General features: G+C 69.8%; 12 protein-coding genes. 2 read left to right on the top strand and 10 right to left on the bottom strand.

Annotated features, from left to right (window positions below; genetic code table 11):
- From VKH46_14200 to VKH46_14170, 7 genes are all read right to left on the bottom strand, one after another.
- A partial coding sequence (locus tag VKH46_14200; protein ID HKB71996.1) for an outer membrane protein transport protein occupies positions 1 to 998 on the bottom strand: 998 nt, incomplete at its 3' end.
- Between the two features lie 14 nt (positions 999 to 1,012).
- Entirely contained in the window at positions 1,013 to 1,243 is a 231-nt protein-coding gene (locus VKH46_14195; protein ID HKB71995.1) for an FAD-dependent oxidoreductase, read from the bottom strand.
- 60 nt (positions 1,244 to 1,303) lie between these two features.
- The gene (locus VKH46_14190) at positions 1,304 to 3,184 is read right to left on the bottom strand and encodes an NAD(P)-binding protein (protein HKB71994.1); all 1,881 of its coding nucleotides are present in this window, start codon (positions 3,182 to 3,184) and stop codon (positions 1,304 to 1,306) included.
- Positions 3,181 to 5,349, bottom strand: a complete 2,169-nt coding sequence (locus VKH46_14185) for an NAD(P)-binding protein (protein ID HKB71993.1) — start codon at positions 5,347 to 5,349, stop codon at positions 3,181 to 3,183. Before VKH46_14185 ends, VKH46_14190 begins: the two co-directional genes overlap by 4 nt.
- Entirely contained in the window at positions 5,346 to 7,619 is a 2,274-nt protein-coding gene (locus VKH46_14180) for an NAD(P)-binding protein (protein ID HKB71992.1), read from the bottom strand. The genes VKH46_14185 and VKH46_14180 overlap by 4 nt, the downstream gene beginning before the upstream one ends.
- Positions 7,616 to 8,398 carry a hypothetical protein gene (locus VKH46_14175; GenBank protein HKB71991.1) on the bottom strand — a complete coding sequence of 261 codons (783 nt, stop codon included), beginning with the start codon at positions 8,396 to 8,398 and terminating at the stop codon, positions 7,616 to 7,618. Before VKH46_14175 ends, VKH46_14180 begins: the two co-directional genes overlap by 4 nt.
- Positions 8,395 to 12,207: an AAA family ATPase gene (locus tag VKH46_14170; protein HKB71990.1), complete on the bottom strand. Its 3,813-nt coding sequence runs from the start codon at positions 12,205 to 12,207 to the stop codon at positions 8,395 to 8,397. Before VKH46_14170 ends, VKH46_14175 begins: the two co-directional genes overlap by 4 nt.
- A gap of 177 nt (positions 12,208 to 12,384) precedes the next feature.
- On the opposite strand from VKH46_14170, the gene VKH46_14165 reads away from it, so the two are divergent.
- Positions 12,385 to 13,482 carry a c-type cytochrome gene (locus VKH46_14165; protein HKB71989.1) on the top strand — a complete coding sequence of 366 codons (1,098 nt, stop codon included), beginning with the start codon at positions 12,385 to 12,387 and terminating at the stop codon, positions 13,480 to 13,482.
- 6 nt (positions 13,483 to 13,488) lie between these two features.
- Here VKH46_14165 and VKH46_14160 read toward each other — a convergent pair whose 3' ends face one another.
- A complete protein-coding gene (locus VKH46_14160; protein ID HKB71988.1) occupies positions 13,489 to 14,493 on the bottom strand; it encodes a sigma 54-interacting transcriptional regulator in 1,005 nt (334 codons plus the stop codon).
- A 55-nt stretch (positions 14,494 to 14,548) separates the two neighbouring features.
- Between VKH46_14160 and VKH46_14155 the strand changes: the two genes are divergently transcribed.
- Positions 14,549 to 16,462: a hypothetical protein gene (locus VKH46_14155; GenBank protein HKB71987.1), complete on the top strand. Its 1,914-nt coding sequence runs from the start codon at positions 14,549 to 14,551 to the stop codon at positions 16,460 to 16,462.
- 262 nt (positions 16,463 to 16,724) lie between these two features.
- On the opposite strand, the gene VKH46_14150 is transcribed toward VKH46_14155, so the two are convergent.
- Both VKH46_14150 and VKH46_14145 read right to left on the bottom strand, forming a co-directional pair.
- The gene (locus tag VKH46_14150) at positions 16,725 to 17,279 is read right to left on the bottom strand and encodes an Hsp20/alpha crystallin family protein (GenBank protein HKB71986.1); all 555 of its coding nucleotides are present in this window, start codon (positions 17,277 to 17,279) and stop codon (positions 16,725 to 16,727) included.
- A gap of 77 nt (positions 17,280 to 17,356) precedes the next feature.
- Positions 17,357 to 17,842 carry a hypothetical protein gene (locus VKH46_14145; protein ID HKB71985.1) on the bottom strand — a complete coding sequence of 162 codons (486 nt, stop codon included), beginning with the start codon at positions 17,840 to 17,842 and terminating at the stop codon, positions 17,357 to 17,359.
- Positions 17,843 to 18,041: the final 199 nt, after the last annotated feature.

Raw genomic sequence — 18,041 nt, 5'->3', positions numbered from 1 at the left:
GGCTGCGCGATGCGGGGCTGGTTCGGGTTGTCGAAGTCGATCGTGATGCGCCGGAGCGCGCTCCACTGCGTCCACGTCACGTCGGCGAGAAGCGCGAGATTCCGCGAAACTCCCTGATCGGCCGAGAGCGACACGGAGGCGGGCATCGGGAGCGGGGCGTCCGCGTTCGTGTTCTGGAAGACCGCGCCGTTGCCGGTCAGCGGCGCGGCGTCCTCCGGCACCCGGAAATGCGCCGAGCCCGAGATGTCGTGGACGGTCTTCGAATGGAACGCGAGGCCGATCTTCGTCGACGCGCAGGGCTTCCAGAGCGTCCCGAGGTCGAAACCGACGGCCCACGCGGTTCCGCCGATCCGCACCTTCCCGTCGTCCTGCTGCGGAGCGAGACCGAGACCGGACGCCGCGCCGAAGGACCCGAAGTCGATCATCTCAGAGAAGACGCCGCGCGAGTACTGGACGTCGACGCCGCCGCCGACGGACCAATGGTCGTCGAGGCGCCAAGCGAGCGACGGATTGAGGTTGTAGACGAGCAGGGTCGTCTCGGTCGCCTGGTAGCGGCCGCGCCAGCTCTCGTCGTAGTTCGTTCCGAGCCCAAACGGCGTGTTGAAACCGATCCCGGCCCAGACGGCGTCTCCCACCCGTCGGACCGCGTAGAAGCTCGGCACGACGACGACTTTGCCGGCGCCGGTCGTCCGAGGGCCCGTGAGCGGCTGGCCCAGGATGCTCCTCGACCCGTCGTCGCGGGTGTCGATCGAGAGGTCGATCACAGGCACCGCCACGGTCGCCGTCCACTTGGACGAGAGCTCCGTCATCCCCGCCGGGTTGAACCACACGGTCGACGCGTCCTCCGCCGAAGCGGCGTTTCCGGCGTAGCTCGTCTCGAGCTGCTTCGCCCCCATGACCTCCAGCTTCCATCCTCCCCCCCGGGCCGTGCTCGCGGCCGCGAGAAGCGCGATCGCCAGGGCCGTCCGGAACGGGAGCCGCGGGGTTCGACCGTGCATCGTGTCCTCCTCGCTCACACGAGCCGCGCGAGCGTCGCCTTGCGGCGCCACGGGCTCTTCTCTTCTCCGACGATCTTTCGCGGGACGCCGGCGAGCGCCCGCGCGGCCTGCATTCCCGCCATCACCGCGGACTCGACCGCGCCGCCCAGCCCCGTGAAGATCCAGTCTCCCGCGAGCGCGAGGTTGTCGTATCCCGACGTGTCCGCCTCGAGCCGGTACCGGTTGGTCCCGGGGAGATCGAGCACGTATCGCTCGCTCGGCGTGTAGTTGGCGCGCGCGTACTGGTGCGCGAACCGCTCGGGGCCTTAGACGCCCGACGGATCGACGAGCAGATCGAAGCGCAGCCGGCCCGGATCGGCCGGATCGACCGCGCCGGGGTAGAGATGCCCGACGCAGGAGGCGCACCAATCGGCGGCGTTCCTCCACGCGGCGTCGCTCTGCCCTCTTCCGAACGCCGGGTCCTTCCCGTGCGGCAGCGTCTCCGGCGTCTTCATCGGCCCGCAGAAGTAGACGATCGCGCCGGGCCGTTCCTGCGGCGGCCAGAGCTCCCGCGGAATCACGCCCGACATGTCGGACCAGCTCTCGAGCGGCTGGCCGTAGCCGGTGCCGGTCGCGTTGCCTCCCTGCCAGCCGAGCTCCGCGACGTCCGGCTTCCACCAGAGCTGCAGCGCCTGCGTCTGGATCGTCGAGAGCCGGTCGATCATCTCGCGCCACTCCGGGCGCTGCGCCGAGAGCGCCCGGCAGATCGACGGAAACGCGCCGATCGAGATTCCGAGCACCGCGGCGTCGAAGTCGCGGCCCGCGACGAGCTCGACGACGCCGACGTCGTCCCAGTCGGTCCAGGGATCCTCGAGGTTGGCGTGCCGCTCCTCGAGCTCGCGCGCCTGCGCGGGATCGATCTGCTCGACGAGCGGCGCCGACGGCCAGCTCGGGAGGTTCGCCGGGCGGACGAGCGGGTCGTACTCGGGCACGCACAGATCGACCTGCCGCGCCATCACGATCCGGTCGATCGATCGCCCGTCCTCCGAAGGGATGAGACCGGTCACGCGCCGGAAGAACTCGAACCGGACTCCGTTTCGCCGGCAGAGCTCGTAGAGCGGGGCGAAGACGGCGTCTCCCATTCCCGACTGCATTTTCCAGAAGAGCCCGCCCTTGTAGGCCCCGATCAGCCGCAGGAGATGGGGCAGGGCCATCCCCGCGCTCATCCGCGGACACGCGGGATCTCCTCCCTCGTAGGCGAAGAAATAGTCGTAGTAGCCGCGCAGCGGCGCCGACTGCAGCGCGAGATCGGAAGCGCCGTGCCGCCCGAGCCACTCGGCGAAATCGTACTCGTCGACGGCCATGAAGCCGTCGAAGAGGACTCCGTCCACGGCGATCCCCCGGACCATCGCGACGAGGCAGTCGGCGAGGATGTAGAGGCGGCGCGCCGCGCTGCTCGAGAGGATCTCGTCCATCCACTCGCGTTCGATCCAGTCGTGGAACGACGCGACGAGCCTCGCGACCGCGTGGTGCTCGATCGCGCGGTGGCTATGGGCCGGGCGCGAGGCGAGATCGTGCGCCTTCGCCTGCGCCGCTTCGAGGAGCGACGCCGGCCGGCCGTCGATCGCCGCGGAGACGGACGGGCCCGCGGCATGGAGGCCCGCGCGCACGTTCGCGCCGATCGGCGCCCCGGCCGCCGGGTCCTGGGCCGCATCGCGGACGGCGGGATGCGGGAAGCCTTCGATGATGTCGCGGAGCCAGCCGACCATCATCTCGACGTACTCCCAGACCGTCGGGAACTCCCCTCCTTCCCCGGGGATCCCGTCCGTGGCCGGGGCCTCGACCGGCCAGTCGATCCAACGGCCGTCGATCCACTCGGTCCAGACGACGTAGTTGTGCGGGTGAAAGGCGTCCGTCCAGGTGCGGAGCGGGCAATCCGGAGGGCGATCGAGGGCGCCGTACGTCTCCTGCATCAGGTGGAAGGCGTTGTAATAGAAGCCGCCCCAGACGTGGAGGCCGTGCTCCTCGATCCGCTCGAAATACGCCGCGTTCCTTCCGCTCGCGCCCTTTCCGCCGAGCCGCCACCCCATCTGGTACACGGTGACCTCGAGCTTTTCCCGCAGCTCCGGAGTGCTCGACAGGTAGTAAGCGGCCGTCATCGCGCCGCAGCCGCCGCCGAGGATCGCGACTTTCTTGCGTCCCGTCACGAGAGCCCTCCGATGACGGGGATCCGCACGCCCGAGAGCGCGGAGGCCGCGTCCATGCCCGCCATGACCGCGGCCTCGACGCAGCCGGCGTTGATCGACGTCTTCACCCAGTCGCCGGCGAGAAAGAGGTTGGCGTACCCGGAGTCGCCCGCGCGCAGGCGATAGCGCGACGTGCCGGGAAGCGAGAGCACGTAGCGTTCGGTCGGGTCGATGTTGACGCGCCGGTACTGCGCGAGGAGACGCGCCTCGCCGCTTCCTCCCGCCGGATCGAAGAGAGCGCTCCAGTCGAAGCCCCCGGCGGCCGGGCCGGTCCGCGTCCAGATGCGCCCGGCGTTCTGCTCGAGCCAGGCCGCCGCAGAATTCGTGAATCGGTCGAGCTCCTGCCCGGGAAACGTCGGATCGGAGAAGGGCGGGATCACGTCCGCGTCCGGGAACTCGCCGCACAGGTACGCGAGGAAGCCGGGAGCGGATCCCGCCGGCCAGTCCTCGCGCGGCAGCAGGAAGCTCATGTCGGCCCATGTGTTCAGGTCCTGCGCGTAGGCGGAGCAGATGCGGGGCGTCGCCGTCGCGCCGATGCCCGCGGCATCGCCCGAGAACCAGAGCTGGAGCGCCGCGGTCTGGACCGTCTGCACCTGCGTGAGCATCTTCGCGAGCGGACCGCCGGCGGCGAGGATCTCGGGCGCCGCGTCGCGCACGGCGGCGAGCGAAAGGCCGAGGATCACCGCGTCGAAATCCTTCCCCGCTTCCAGAGAGGCGGGTTTTCCGGTCCAGGGAGTCCAGGCTGACTCGAGGTTGATCTTCCCCTCCTGGAGCGCCCTCCCTTCCGCGAGCTGACCGTACAGAGGCTCCGACGGCCACGCCGGGACGCCCTTGACCCGGATCAGCGGGTCGTAGTCGCCCTGATTCGGATGCGCCTGCTCCAGGAGGTCGATTCGGGCGATCGCCGTCCCGTCGGTCGACAGGGCGAGGTTCGTGACCTTGTGGAAGAAGGCGAACCGGACGCCGCGATCCTTCAGAACGCGGTAGAGCGGAGCGAAGACGATGTCGCCCATGCCGGCCTGCATCTCCCAGAAGAGCGCCCCCTTGAAGGTGAAGAAGAGGCGGAGCACGCCGTGCATGGCGGTGCCGGCTTCGAGCTGCGGGTCGGCGGCCCGGCCCTTGAAGAACCCGAACACGTAGTCGTAGATGCCGCGCACCAGGGCGGAGTCGATCGTCTCGGGCGCCGCGCCGTGCTTGCCGAGCCACTGCCGCCAGTCGATCCCGTCGATGACGTGAAAACCGAAAAAGATGACGCCGTCGACGATCATCCCCCGGATCGTCGCGTGCGCCAGATTGAGGAGGAGCGCGATTCGCCGGAGCCCGTCGTCCTCCGGCGCCGCCGCGCGCCGCTCGGCCAGGCGCTGCTCGGCCTCGTCGACGAGATAGAGCAGGTCGTGGTGGTCTCGCGCGAGGTGCCGCGCCGGATCGGGATCGAGCGTGCCGGCGAACTTCTTCGCGGTCACGAGGATGTCGTGGGCGGAATGGGACGCGAGCGGCGGCGGCGTCCCCGGCTCGTGCTCTTGCGCGAGGATCTCGCGCAGGCCCGCCCGCTCGAAACCGCGGACGACGAACCGCTCGATGCGCTGCCAGAGCGTGGGCGTTCCCGGGACGGGCGCGTGCGCCGCGATCGCCTCGGTCGATCCGGATTCGAGCTGCTGGATGATCCAGTCGAGGATGAGCTGGACGTAGTCCCAGAGCGACGGGATCTCGCCGCCCGTCCCGGGAACGGCGGCGTTTTCCGGGAACGTCATCGGCCAGTCGACCCAGCGGCCGCCGACCTGCTCGTAGATCATGACCTCGCTGTGCTTCTTGAACGCGTCCTGCCATCCGCGGATCGGGTTCTCCGGGTCCGGCGCAAGCGCCCCGTAGGCCCGCTGCATCATTCGGAAGCCGTTCTCGTAGAAGCCGGCCCACACGTGAAGCCCGTGCTCCTCGATCCTTCCTCCCGCCGGGAGATTTCGCCCGCTCGCGCACTTGCCGCCCAGCCGCCAGCCGATCTGGTGGACGGTGATCTCGTACTTCTCTTCCCAGCCCGGGAGCTCGGTCAGCGCCCAAACGGCGGAGAGCGCGCCGCATCCGCCGCCCAGCACGGCGATCTTCTTTTTTCCGGAATCGGCATCCGTCATTTCTTCTCCGTTTCCTTTTCGTCCGGGTTCCAGCCGACGATTTCCGCGGGCCAACCGCCGATGGCCCGCGACGCCGCGAGCCCCGCCATCACGGCGGCTTCGACGCAACCGGCGTTCAATCCCGTCCTGACCCAGTCCCCCGCCAGATAGAGGTTCTCGAACCCGGAGCCGTCGGCGCGAAGCCGGCGCTTCGTGCTTCCGGCGAGCGACTGCACGTACAGCTCCGAAGGGTCGATGTTCGCGCGCGTGTACTGTGACTCGAGCGCGGCGCGGCCGGTCGCGACGTCAGGTGCGCGGCTCGGCGCCTCGTCCGGTGCGTCGCTCGCCGCGACGTCAGTCGCGCGGCTCGACGCAACGTCATCATTCGCGCAGCTCGACGCCGCGCCCGTCCCGTAGAGCAGCGTCCAGTCGAGGCCGGCCGGGTTGCCGACGGCGAAGGCCTTCGGGAGGATCGGCCCGGCCGCGCTCTCGAGCCACGTCTGCGCCGTCTGGAGCACGCGCTCCTCTTGCGCGGCGGGGTAGGACGTGTCCGACGGCGGCGGCCCGGACCCGCCGGGCTTCGGGCCGCAAAAGTAGAGGATCGTGCGGGGGCCGTCGGCCGGCCAGTCCTCCCGGGGAAGGAGCTCGCTCATGTCGGCCCACGTGTCGAGGGGCTCGGCATACGTCCCGGCGACGACGCCGGGCTGCGCGCACCCGAGCGCGGAAAGCTCCGGACGCAGCCAGAGCTGCGCCGCCTGCGTCTGGACCGTTCCGACGGCGCCGACCAGGTCCTTCCACGCGGAGCTCGCCTCGACGAGCTCGGCGCCGATCTCCGGCAGCGCGCCGAGCGATATACCGAGCACGACGAGATCGAAGTCCGTCCCCCGGCGGAGCTCGCGCGTCTCGACCGGCGGCCACCCGTTCCAGCGCGACTCGAGGTCGATCCCGCGCCGGCGGAGCTCCTCTCCCTGCGCGAGCTGGCCGTAGTCGGGCTCGCTCGGCCAGCAGTCGAGCCCCTTGACGTTTCGAAGGGGCTGATACCCGGAGATCCCGGGAGCGAGGCTCGCCTGGCGGGCCACGCGGATCGTTGCGACCGAGCGCCGGTCCGCCGAGAGCGCGAGCTTTTCGACCTGGTGGAAGAACTCGAACTTCACCCCGCGCCGCCGGAGGACGTCGTAGAACGGGGTGAAAACGGTGTCTCCCATCCCCGCCGCCATCTTGAACATGACGGCGCCCTTGTAGGTGAAGGCAATCCGGAGAGCGATCTCGAGAGCGGTCCCGGCGGCGATGTTCGGCCGCGCGAGGTCCCCATTCTCGTACGCGAAGCAGAGGTCGTAGATCTCCCGCACGGGCGCGGAGGCGAGCGTCGTCTGCGACGCGCCGTGCCGCGCGAGCCAGGCGCGGAATTCGAAATCGTCGATCGAGACGAACCCGCGGTCGAGAACGCCGTCCCGCAGGATCCCGCGGATCGCCGCGATCCCGAGATCGGCGAGGAGGACGAGCCGGCGAATGCCGTCGTCGCGCTCGGCGAGCGCGAGCGCGGAGGAAAAGAGCCGCCCGATGAAGCCGTCGAGGGCCGAGATCAGGGTCTCCCGGTCGCCCGGCCGGTGGTTCTCGGGAGCCGGCATCGACCGGACCCGGGCGTGCGCGAAATGCAGATGCTCGACGAGCCACGCGAGCCAGCGGCAGGCGTGGTCGTCTCCCGCGGCGCACGCCTTCGAGGTCGCATTCGCGCGGACGAAATCGACCGCGTCGCCCGACACGGGCGCCGGCTCGCCGCCGCCGGGGAACCCGCGGAGGATCTTCTCGACCTCTTCCTCGTGCCGCGGCCCGACGAGCGACTGGACGAGCCACCGGAGGAGCATCTCGACGTACTCCCATGCCGTGGGAAGCGCGCCGCCCTCTCCCGGCACCCCGCCGTTGACCGGCATTTCGATCGGCCACTCGACCCAGCGGCCGCCGACGAACTCGCACAGCATCGCGAGGCTGTGAGGCCGGAAGGCTTCGTCGACGGTCGCGAGCGGCGCGCCCTTCGGCCGCCCGAGCTCCTCGTAGCACGCGCGCATCGTCCGGAAGGCGTTCTCGTAAAAGCCCATCCAGATGTGCAGCCCGTGCTCCTCGATCCGTTCCCCGTGCGCCGCGTTTCGGCCGCTCGCGCCCTTGCCGCCCAGCCGCCATCCCATCTGGTAGACGGTGATCTCGAAATCGTCCCGCCAGCCCGGACGGGAGGTCAGGCCGTAAGCCGCGGTCATCGCGCCGAGACCGCCGCCGAGAATCGCGATCTTCTTCATGTCCTCTCACTTCCGGCGGCCGGGAGGCACGAACAGGCCATCGGATACGAAAGCGTCCAGGGAACCTCGATGTGGAAGGCGCCGAGCGGCGAAGCGTCGATCCCGGGCACCCGGAAGTCCTTCGCCGGCATTCCCGGGAGATACGCGTCTTCGACGTCGATCCGTGCCTCGATCGGCCGGAGGATCGCCTTCTCCAGCTCGAAGGTCATGATCGAGCAGAGGATCGGTCCGAAGAAGAGCTTCCCGAGAAACGGCTGGCAAAACGCCGGAGCCACCGCGGCGAAGTTCGGGAAGTCGGAAACCGGCCCCGGCTTTCCCCGCGGGTCGAAGCGGCCGGAAACGATCGGCCGCCCGGAGAGCAGCGAAGCCACGCGGTACTCGCCCGCCGTCTCGTCGATGCGCGCGCGCACCTTGTCGTAGCCGTAGACCCATCCGAGCATCACGAAGATCCAGTCGTCGAGATAGAGGCGCGGCATGAAGGAGTATTCGCCCCGGTACGAGTCCTTCGCCCGCCGTTGGGCGGCGCGCGTGTAATCCAGGAACGGCACCGCCGTGATCATTTCGTGGTACGACCCGCCCCGGATCGGAAGGATCGCCGGATGCACGCCGCTGTGGCGGCCGAACATGAAGAGCAGCGGATGTTCTCCGCGGGGCGCGAGCGTCTGGGGCCCGAGTGTGACGCCCCGCGGCAGCATCGCGCGGACGTCGTCGAGAGGAAAACCCACGACCGCGCAGTCGCTGCGGTACGTGCCGACGGCCCCGACGGCGGTCCCGCTCAATCCGGAAACCCCGTGACGTGCATGCGCGTCATCTTCGCGGGGTTCTCGACGCCCTGCGCGCGGAGCTCGCCGTCCGCCCGCTCGACCATTCGCGCGCCCTCTTCGCCTTTTTCGATCTCGCCGAGCCGCCGGCGCGCGGCGGACGCGTAGCTCAGCATGCCCGCCTCGTCGAACCCCGCCGCTGCGGCCGAGAGAAGCGCGGCCGCGGAAACACGATCCCCCGCGAGCGCCGCCGCTCCGGCGCGGAGCGACGCCGCCATGGGCGCCGCCCACGGAATCCCTTCGCGGGCGATCCGGCGCGCGTCGGACAGCGCGGCCCGGATCGACGGACGAGGATCGGCCGCCGCGAGCGCCGCCGCGAGCGCGCTCCGCCCGCGAAAATGGCGGAGCACGATCCTCAACACCTGGATCCGGAGCATCTGCGAACGCTTCACCGCGACCCACTGCCCCGAGATGCGATTCCACGCGGCGCCGCCACGGCCTTCGTAGAGGTCGATCAGCGTGTCGCTCATGAGAGCGGTCAGGTCCTGGAGATGAAAGCCCTCCGCCGACCACATCTCGAGAGAACGTCGCACCGCCGCCCGTGCCCCCTCGGGATCGTCGGCCGCCAGCCGCGCGTGGGGCTGCATGAACGTGCCGAGGTTCGTCTGAACGTAGAGGTCGCCGCGCTCCTCGGCTTCGCGCGCCAGCTGCGCCGCGCGCCCGCTCATTTCGGCGAACTTGCCCTGGTAGACGAGGGCCCACAGGGAGAAGGTGTGCGCGGTGTCGAGCTCCCACGTCACGCCCGTGCACCGGTCGCGAAGGATCGACTCCGCCTCTCCCAGGAGCGGCACGGCGGCCGCCCATCGGCCCATCGTGAACTCCGCCACGCCCCGCGCCATCGTGGCCATGGCGATCGGATGCGGGTTCCCGACCCGGCGCGCGAGGCCGTCCGCCGCGTCGAGGAGCTTCCGGGTGCGCTTCCACCCCGGGCTCCCGTCGTTGGAGCTGTGCGCCGCCTCCCACGCCAGAGCGCGCGCGATCCGCGCGGGCTCTCCGGCGCGCAGCGCGAGAATCAGGTTGCGCGTCTGGAACGACGCGCCGGCGATGATGTCGATCATCGACAGGCCCGCCGAGGCGGACCAGGTCACGTCGCTCTCGCGCAGGACTTCGGGAGGGATCGCACGCTCGTCCCGCTCCCGAAACGAGAGTCCGCGCAGGCGCAGGCGCGCGCGGCGCGCCAGAAGAGAGACGAGGACCGCGCCGGGCTTCTCGGGAAGCGTCATTCCCATGCGGCCGAGGAGCTCGCGCATCGCCGCGCGGCCCTCGCGGACGTGCCCGCTGACGCAGTACTGGTAGGCCGCGCGCCGGAGCAGCTCGAGCGCGTCGGCCGGGCCGGCCTGGGCCTCCGCCTCGCGGTACACGCCCGCGGCTTCCGCGCCGCGGCCGGCATTGGCGAGGGCGTCGCCGAGGGCCGTTCGGAGCTTTCGCCCTTCCTCGCCCGCGGCCGGCCGCAGGGAGAGAGACAGGCGATAGAGGTTCGCGGCGCGCTCGAAGGCGAGGGTCTCGGCCGCCGCGGCGGCGGCCTGCGCGTAGTACGCGCCCGCGCGTTCGCGTTCCCCCGCCTCCGCGAGGTGGATGGCGAGCGTCTCGGGATCGTAGCCGCCCGCGCTCTCCAGGGCGACGGCGAGGGTCCGATGGCGCTCCGAGCGCTCGGAAGGCGCGAGCTGGGCGACGACCGCCTCCCGGATCCGGTCGTGATACGTCTCGACGCTGTCGCGATCGGAGGGACCCGTGCTCCGGACCATGTGCCCCTTCCGCAGAAACGTGAGCGCCCCGACGTCGGCCGACGGCATGGCCGCCGCGCGATAGGCGTCCCCCTGGCGGAGCGGCCGTCCCGAGACCGAGATGATCTCGAGGAGCCGGCGCGTTTCTCCCGGAAGCGCGTCGAGACGCCGGCGCAGGACCTCTTCGAGCGAGATCGATGGCTCGGCGGCGCCGGGTCGGACGAGCTCGGCTCCCTCGCGGACGTACTGCACCAGCTCGTGCACGAAATACGGGATGCCGCCCGACTCCCGGGCGATCTCCTCGGCGAGGCGGTGCTGGCGCGGGGTGTCCTCGCCGAGCATCTCGAGTGCGAGCGCCCGCGCCTCTTCCTCCGTGAGCGGGTCGACCTCGAGGGTGCGGCGCGCCACGTCCGCCGTCCCTTCGGGAGGGCCCGCGAGGAGACGCTGCAGGCTCGGGCTCGCCTCCGCGTACTCGCTCCGGTAGATGCCGAGGAGGAGCAGGATCGGCGGATCCGGCGGGCGGAGGAGCTCGCCGAGAAGCGCGGCGCTGTCGAGATCTCCCCACTGGAGATCGTCGATCGCGAGCACCAGCGGGCGACGGTCCCCGAGGCGCGCCAAAAGCTCCTTCAACGCCCGGAACGCGCGCCGGCGGAGCTCCTGCTGGTTCGGGATCTCCGCCTCGCGTCCGGGAGCTTCCTCGATCGCCTCGATCCGGCGAAGCACGGGAAAGATGCGCACGAGCGCCCGCACGTCCCGCGGGAGGACGGCGGCGACCTCGGACTTCGGAAGCCCTTCGAGGAACTGGCTCAGGTCGTCGACGAGGCTGTCGATCCCCTTGTAGGGCACCCATTCCGCCTCGTAACAGCGGCCGCGGAGAGTCAGCGCGCCGTCATGCTCCTGGATCGCATCGAGGAACTCCTGGACGAGATAGCTCTTTCCGGCGCCCGACCGGCCGTGGACGAAGATCGCCGTCGGGCGCCCTTCGCGCACGCGCTCGAACCCCGCGTGCAGGATGCCGAGCTGGCGCTGGCGGCCCACGAACGGGGGCCGCGCCGGAGCTTCCGCCCGGACGAGCCCCGGATCCGTCGAGCGGCGCGCTTCGAGCAGGGCGAGGATCTCCCGGCCGCCGGGGCGATCCGACGGCTCGAGACGCAGGAGCCGCCGGCAGAGGTCGTCGAGATCGCCGGGAATCCCCGCGACGATCTCCGACGGCGGCGGCGGATCGCGGACCTGTTTCGCGAGGAGGACCTCCCGCACGGTCCCGCGGTGCGGCAGCCGGCCGGTGAGCGCCTCGTAGAGCATCGCCCCCACGGCGTACCAGTCGCAGGCGGCGGTGAGCGGCCGGCCCGCGCTCTGCTCGGGCGCCATGTAGCCCGCGGTCCCGGAGATGAACGCCCGATTCTCGGGCCGGTCGCGCTCGTCCTGGAGCCCGGAGGTCAGGCCGAAGTCGAGGATCACGACCCTCCCGTCCCGCGCCACGAGCACGTTGGAGGGCTTGATGTCCCGATGCATCTTCCCGGCGTCATGCAGCGCGGTCAGTCCTTCCACGAGCTGGCGGAGCGCGTCCCGCAGAAGCGGAACCTGCGCGGCGGGGAGCGGCGACGCCGATCCCTTCGAGCGCGCCGGGGGAGCCTTCTCCTCGGGAACGCCGGCGAAGAACGCCTGCGTCGGCGTGCGGGAGATCTCGGAGGGCGGGACGACCCGGTCGGTCGTCTCGACGTCCCCCTCGTTGCGCCTCCCCAGATGGGCCAGGAAGTCGACGCCTTCGACGAGCTCCATCGAGAAGAACCATTCCTCGCCGGTCGAGAACAGCTCGTAGAGGGCCGCCAGGTTCGGGTGGGTGACGTCGGTGAGATTTCGAAACTCCTGCTTGAAACGGAGCAGCGCCTCGGCCTCGACGTGGGGGAGCGACTTGAGCGCGACGCGCGTGCGCCGCTCGTTGTCGATCGCCTCGTAGACGACTCCCATGCCGCCCGCGCCGATGCGGCGGACGATCTCGAAACGCCCGCCTCCCGAAAAGGCCGGCGGGCCCGCTTCACTCATCGGGCGCCATGCGCCACGGGCCCCCGTGGAAGAACATCATCCGAGATCCCCCCGCGCCGGACGTGTCTGTCTCCTGATTTCCTGTGACCTCATTTTACACGCGGCGGCCCGTCGTTCCCGGAGAATTGCGCGCCTCGCCGGAATGAGGCTAAGCTCCCCCGGCCTGAAGGAGGAATCGTGCGTCAGAACCCGCTCCCGATCGCCGCCCTGTTGGTCCTCGCGCCGCTCGCCGCCGGCGTCGTGCTCGCGGCCGGGCCCCCGCGACGCGAGCCGTCGGCCGACGTCCCCGCCGAGAAGTTCTACAAGAACATCCAGGTGTTCCAGGGCCTGCCGTCCGACCAGCTCGTTGCCTCCATGCAGTTCATGGCGGATTCGCTCGGCGTGAAGTGCTCGTACTGCCACGTCACGTCCAAGGACGGGCCGTGGCCGATGGAGAAGGACGACAAGGCCGCCAAGAACACGGCGCGGGGGATGATCCGGATGATGCGCGAGATCGACCGGGCGAACTTCAAGGGACGTCTCGACGTGACGTGCGCGACCTGCCATCGCGGATCCGTGGATCCCGCTTCGATGCCCCCCCTCTTCTCGACAGTCGCGGCGCACCCGCCGGCGTCCGAGGCGGCTGCCGCTCCTTCGGTCGACGCCGTCCTCGAGAGGTACGTGTCCGCGGCCGGCGGCAAGGACGCGATGGCGAAGATCTCCTCCCGCGTGATCCGAGGGACGTTCACGGCGGCCAACGGAGAGAGCCATCCCATCGAGATCACCCTGACCGCGTCGGGGAAATATCGCAGCTCGGTGACGCTCGAGAAGGGCGCGTTCACGATCGCGTACGACGGAACGAAGGGTTGGTCGAGCGCGGGCCAGGGCATCCGGCCGATGCCGCCCGACGAGGCCGACCGGATTCGCGCCCGCGCGCGGCTCTTCCCGGCGAGCGACCTCAAATCCCGCTTTCCCGCCCTCGCGGTCCGCGGCAAGCAACCGATCGACGGCCGCGACGCCTGGATCGTCATGGCGCGCGACGCCGCCGGCGGCCGGGAGACGTTCTGGTTCGACGCCGAGAACGGCCGGCTCCTTCGGACGCTCCAGAGGCAGCACACGGCGCTCGGCGACATCCCCGAGCAGGCGGACTACTCCGATTACCGGAAGGTCGACGGAGTCGAGGTGCCGTTCACGATTCGCCACACGGCGCCGGACCGGACCGACACCATCAAGGCCGAAGAGGTGACGCAGAACGTCGCGGTCGACGACGGCCTCTTCTCCGCCCGGGAGCCCTGAGTCGCTTCAGTCGGCGACGGGCTCGGCTTCGCGCGCCAGTCCGAACTTGTCGATCCGGTAACGGATCTGATCCCGCGAGAGGCGGAGGAGCTGGCCCGCGCGGGTCTGATTGCCGCCGGTCCGGTCGAGGGCCTGAACCAGGAGATCGCGCTCGAGGCGCTCGACGTCGAGGCCGTCCGCGGGAAGGCTGAACGCCGGCGAGGCGGGCTCGTCGTCGAAATCGAGGAAGTCGTGGCGCCGCAGGAGGTCTCCTTCGCACAGGAGCACCGCGCGCTCGATGACGTTCTTGAGCTCCCGCACGTTTCCCGGCCAGTGGTAGGACTCCAGGTGCGACACGGCGCGCTGCGAGAGACCGCGAACGTCCTTCCCGAACGCCGCCGCGAATCCGCGGAGGAACGATTCCGCGAGCAGCCGGATGTCCGACCGCCGCTCCCGAAGCGGCGGCACCCGGACGAGGATCGTGCTCAGCCGATAGTAGAGATCGGGGCGAAAGGTCCCCTCGCGCATTCCCGCCTTGAGGTCCCGGTTCGTCGCCGCGATGGCCCGCACGTCGACGCGAATGTCGGCCGATCCGCCCACGCGCTTGAATTCTTTTTCCTCGAGGAAACGCAGGAGCTTCACCTGGAGCGACGGCGAGGTCTCGCCGATCTCGTCCAGGTACACCGTGCCGCCGTGAGCGAGCTCGAACAGCCCCTTCTTCTGCTGCTTGGCGTCCGTGAACGCCCCTCGCTCGTGGCCGAAGAGCTCGGTCTCGAGGAGCGTCTCGGCGAGCGCGGAACAGGTGACGTTCTGGAACGGACGCGACCCGCGCGGGCTGTTGAAGTGGATCGTCTTGGCGATCAGGTCCTTTCCGGTGCCGCTCTCGCCGATCAGGAGGACGGTCGACACGGGCAGCGCCGCGACCTTGGCGAGGAGGATCTTCACCGGACGCATCGCCCCCGAGCTTCCGATGAGGTTTTCCCAGGGGAAGGACTCCGGGCGGGAAGCGCGCGCCATGTTCGCGCCGCTCATGCGATCACTATAACGCACCGAGCCGCCTCGGCGTCGATAAAATAGGAAAACGAAGATGGGCGGCGAGACCGATCTCTGGGAAGCGCGTCTCGCGCACGCGACGGTGCTCGTGGAGATCGGCGAGACCTACGACGCGGAAGTCGAGGTCGCCGCTCTGCTCGAAGAGCGTCCCGAAGATCTCACGACTCTCGATCTGCTCGGCAAGATCAAGCACATCCGCGGCGAGCTCTCCGCCGCCGTCGCCTGCTGGGCGCAGGTCCAGACGCGCTCTCCGCAGAGCGGAGGGGTTCATCTGCGCCTGGCTTCGATGCTCGCCCTCGCGCGGGACCCCGAACGCGGCGCCGGCGAGTTCATCGCGGTCGGACGAGACCAGCTCTGGCGCAAGCCCGCGGCCCATCTCGAGCTCGAGGAAGTCTTTCGCCTCTTCGCGGCGCGCCGGCCGGACGACGCGCGCGCCGCCTGCGACCGGCTGGCGGCGAAGTACCGCGGCTCGGATCCCGATCTCTACAAGACGGCGGTCCTCGCCAAGGCCTGGGTCGCCGAGCTGACGGGTGATCTCGAGGAGGCCCGCCGGATCCTCGAGCGGCTGGGGACCGAGCGCGGGTTCGAGAGCGATATCGACCGCGCGCTCGCGCTCTCGCGGGTCTACGAACGGCTCGGGACCGCGGAGCATCTCGAAGCGGCCGTTCACATCGCGACGTTCCTCGACCGCCACGAGGAGAGGATCGTCAACGTCGGCCGGCTCGCGCTCCTCTATCGCGCGCTCGGCTCGCCCGAGACCGCCGCCGCCGAAGACCGGTTTCTCGAAGTGTTCCGCCGCCGCATGCACCGGCCGCAGCGGGCGGTCGTCCTCGAAGCGGCGGCGCGGCGCTACATCCCGCTCGACCGCCTCGTCTCGATCGCCTTTCCGGAACGGGACGGCGGCGAGGGATCGAACGACCGCGAGCGGGCGCTCGCGCTGGCGCGGGACGGCAACCGGCGCGAGGCCGAGGCTCTCCTCGCCCGCTCCTCCGCGCCGCTCGATCTCCGATATCGGGCCGACCTCCTTCGGATGGAAGGAGAACCGGAGGAGGCGGCGGCGCTCTATCTCGAGTCGCTCGACGGCGATCCGGACCAGCTGCGGGTGATCACGTGGCTCCTCGCGGAGGCGGCGCAGGCGCCGGCCGTCGAAGCCTTCTTCGCCGACCCCGCGCGGACCGATCGCGCGGCGGAGATCCTCCGGCGGGCCGTCCACGAGTTTCCGCTTCGCGCCAGCTACTGGCGGGCGCTCGCCGCCCTGCACCGGCTGCGCGGCGACGCCGCGGAAGAAGCGAGATGCTCCGGAAAAGCCGACGCGCTCGACGCGGCGGCGGCGCGCCGGCGCAACGCGGTCGGGCGCGCGCTCGCCGCTTCCGTCTATCATTTCGTCGGCGCGGCCAAGGGACTGATCCACGAGATCTGGGCGCAGCGCAGGCCCGCGACCGCGAGCCGCGGCGGCTTCCTCGAGGAGATCCTCGGCAACGTCACCCCGGACATGGCGCAGGGCGTGCGCAACACCTTCGTCTCCGTCCGCGAATACGCGCTCGCGAAGTTCCCCCAGCAGACCGCCGATCTCTTCGAATACGCGTACGCGTACAAGGTGACGAAGGAAGACGAGCCCTCGGGAGGCCTCTCGGCCGGCCTTCCGACCGCGCTCGCCTTCCTTTCGGTCTTCCTCGACCGCGCGCTCCCGCAGGACGTCGCGTCCAGCGGCATCCTGATCGCGGACGCCCACGACGTCCAGGTCGTCCGCGCCGTCGGCGAGCCGGAATACAAGGTGCGGGGCGCCTGCAATCGCAACCTGCGCGCCCTCCTGCTGCCCGAAGGGAACCGGGAAGAGCTGCTGCGCACGCCGCAGGTCCCGAGGCCGATCGTCGGTGAGATCGTCCGCTTCGTCGGCGACCTCGACCAGGCGGCGACCCTGGTTTTCGGCGAGGAGATCTGGATGTAAGACTGGATTCCCGCTTCCGCGGGAATGACATTCGAGAGAGCCGCGTGCGGCTCCGGCAGGCAAAGCGACCGTTGTCATTCCCGCGAAAGCGGGAATCCACTCCCCGAATCACGGCCCCCTGCTTTCGCCCAAAAGGGCGAAATCCATTCCTCTCGGGAAAGCGGGCACGGCTGGCCTCGTCGGTCCGACCGGAAAAAAGGGGGCGGCGCGCGCACCCCCTTCGAAGATCGCCTCGAAGCCGCTCAGGGGCCGAAAGACGGCCTCAATTCACCGGAATCTTCTTAGGTCCCTCCGCGGCGGTTCCCTCCTTCGTCACGCGGATCTCCAGCTCACCGTCCCGCAGCCGCGCCTCGATCGGAACGCTCTCTTCGCGGGCCCGGAGCGCGGGGGGAAGGAGGACGGTTCGCTGGAACGGTCCGAACGGCCTCTCGCTCGCGCGCAGACGGTGGTCGTTCGAAAACGCCGCCGGACGCCGCCCGCTGATCGTGAGGCGGTTGTCCTGCATCTTCACTTCGACGTCGTTGCGGGCGACACCCGCCAGATCGACGCTCACGACGAATTCCTTCTCGTTCTCCCAGACGGAAACCGGCGGGCTCCAGGCGAAGCTGGAGGGTTCCTGTTCCGGCGGGGAGAGGATCGAGAGGAGCCGATCCACCTGTTCCTCGACGAAACGGGTCGGATCGCGCTCGACGGGGATCGGCGCCGAGTAACTCTCGCTCGGGGGAGGATTTCCGGTCACCGCACGGTAGAGATCTTCGACCTTTCCGATCGCCTCCTCGATCCCGGACGGGGCGGTCGGCGGGGGTTCGTTGGCCATGGGGGCTTGCCTCCTTTTCGCACCGCTTCGATGCGGGGGCGGAGCAACGCTCCGCCCCCGGTGATTCGATCGAGGTCTCAATACAGAGACACGACGGGGGGAACGGCGAACTGGAGATACGGGAACGTCTGCGAGACCCTCGCCGCCAGATAGGGATCATTCCACGTCGATTTGTACGCCTCCGTGGTCTCGGGACTGGTGTGGCTCAAGCCGAGAAAGGGATTGAATCCCGCCGGCCCTCCCGCGAAACCGCCGCCCAACCCGGGAGCGCCGACGTTTCCGGGAATCCCGCCCGGCATCGCGCCGGGGAATCCTCCGGTCGCAAACGGGGCGTAGGGATTGATTCCCGCCGTCCCGATCCCGGCTCCGGAGGTGTGCGACAGACCGGGAATTCCCATGCCGAAGCCCGCCTGGGCGCCGAGCCCCTGCTGTCCCGCCGGGAACGGGCTCGATTGCGAGAGCCCGTGGACGGAAAGGCGGACCTGATTCAGTGCGTCGATGCACTGATTGATCCGGTCGTTGAGCAATTGAAGCTTTTTGATGTCGACTTTCGCGGTTTCCATGTGTACCTCCTGGTTCGTGATTCGTCAGAAGACTTTCGGCACGTGCCTGCGCGGTCAGAGGGGCAAGAGCGGTGCCACGGGGATTCGTCGAGTAACTCTCGGAAATCCGCGTCATCCGAAACGGGGACCTGCGTCGTTTGCCGCCGCTCGGAGCGTGAAATTCCCCACTCTTGAAAATTTTTCCAGATCCACCGAAGCC

The sequence above is a fragment of the Thermoanaerobaculia bacterium genome (assembly GCA_035260525.1).
Classification (GTDB): domain Bacteria; phylum Acidobacteriota; class Thermoanaerobaculia; order UBA5066; family DATFVB01; genus DATFVB01.
Note: the sequence above shows the minus strand (reverse complement) of the source record. Positions and strands in the feature narration are given on the sequence as shown.

Coding starts and splice junctions, on each gene's coding strand:
- VKH46_14155 (HKB71987.1), top strand. CDS start 14,549: ATGGGCGGCGAGACCGATCTCTGGGAAGCGCGTCTCGCGCACGCGACG.
- VKH46_14150 (HKB71986.1), bottom strand. CDS start 17,279: ATGGCCAACGAACCCCCGCCGACCGCCCCGTCCGGGATCGAGGAGGCG.
- VKH46_14185 (HKB71993.1), bottom strand. CDS start 5,349: ATGACGGATGCCGATTCCGGAAAAAAGAAGATCGCCGTGCTGGGCGGC.
- VKH46_14170 (HKB71990.1), bottom strand. CDS start 12,207: ATGAGTGAAGCGGGCCCGCCGGCCTTTTCGGGAGGCGGGCGTTTCGAG.
- VKH46_14145 (HKB71985.1), bottom strand. CDS start 17,842: ATGGAAACCGCGAAAGTCGACATCAAAAAGCTTCAATTGCTCAACGAC.
- VKH46_14180 (HKB71992.1), bottom strand. CDS start 7,619: ATGAAGAAGATCGCGATTCTCGGCGGCGGTCTCGGCGCGATGACCGCG.
- VKH46_14160 (HKB71988.1), bottom strand. CDS start 14,493: ATGAGCGGCGCGAACATGGCGCGCGCTTCCCGCCCGGAGTCCTTCCCC.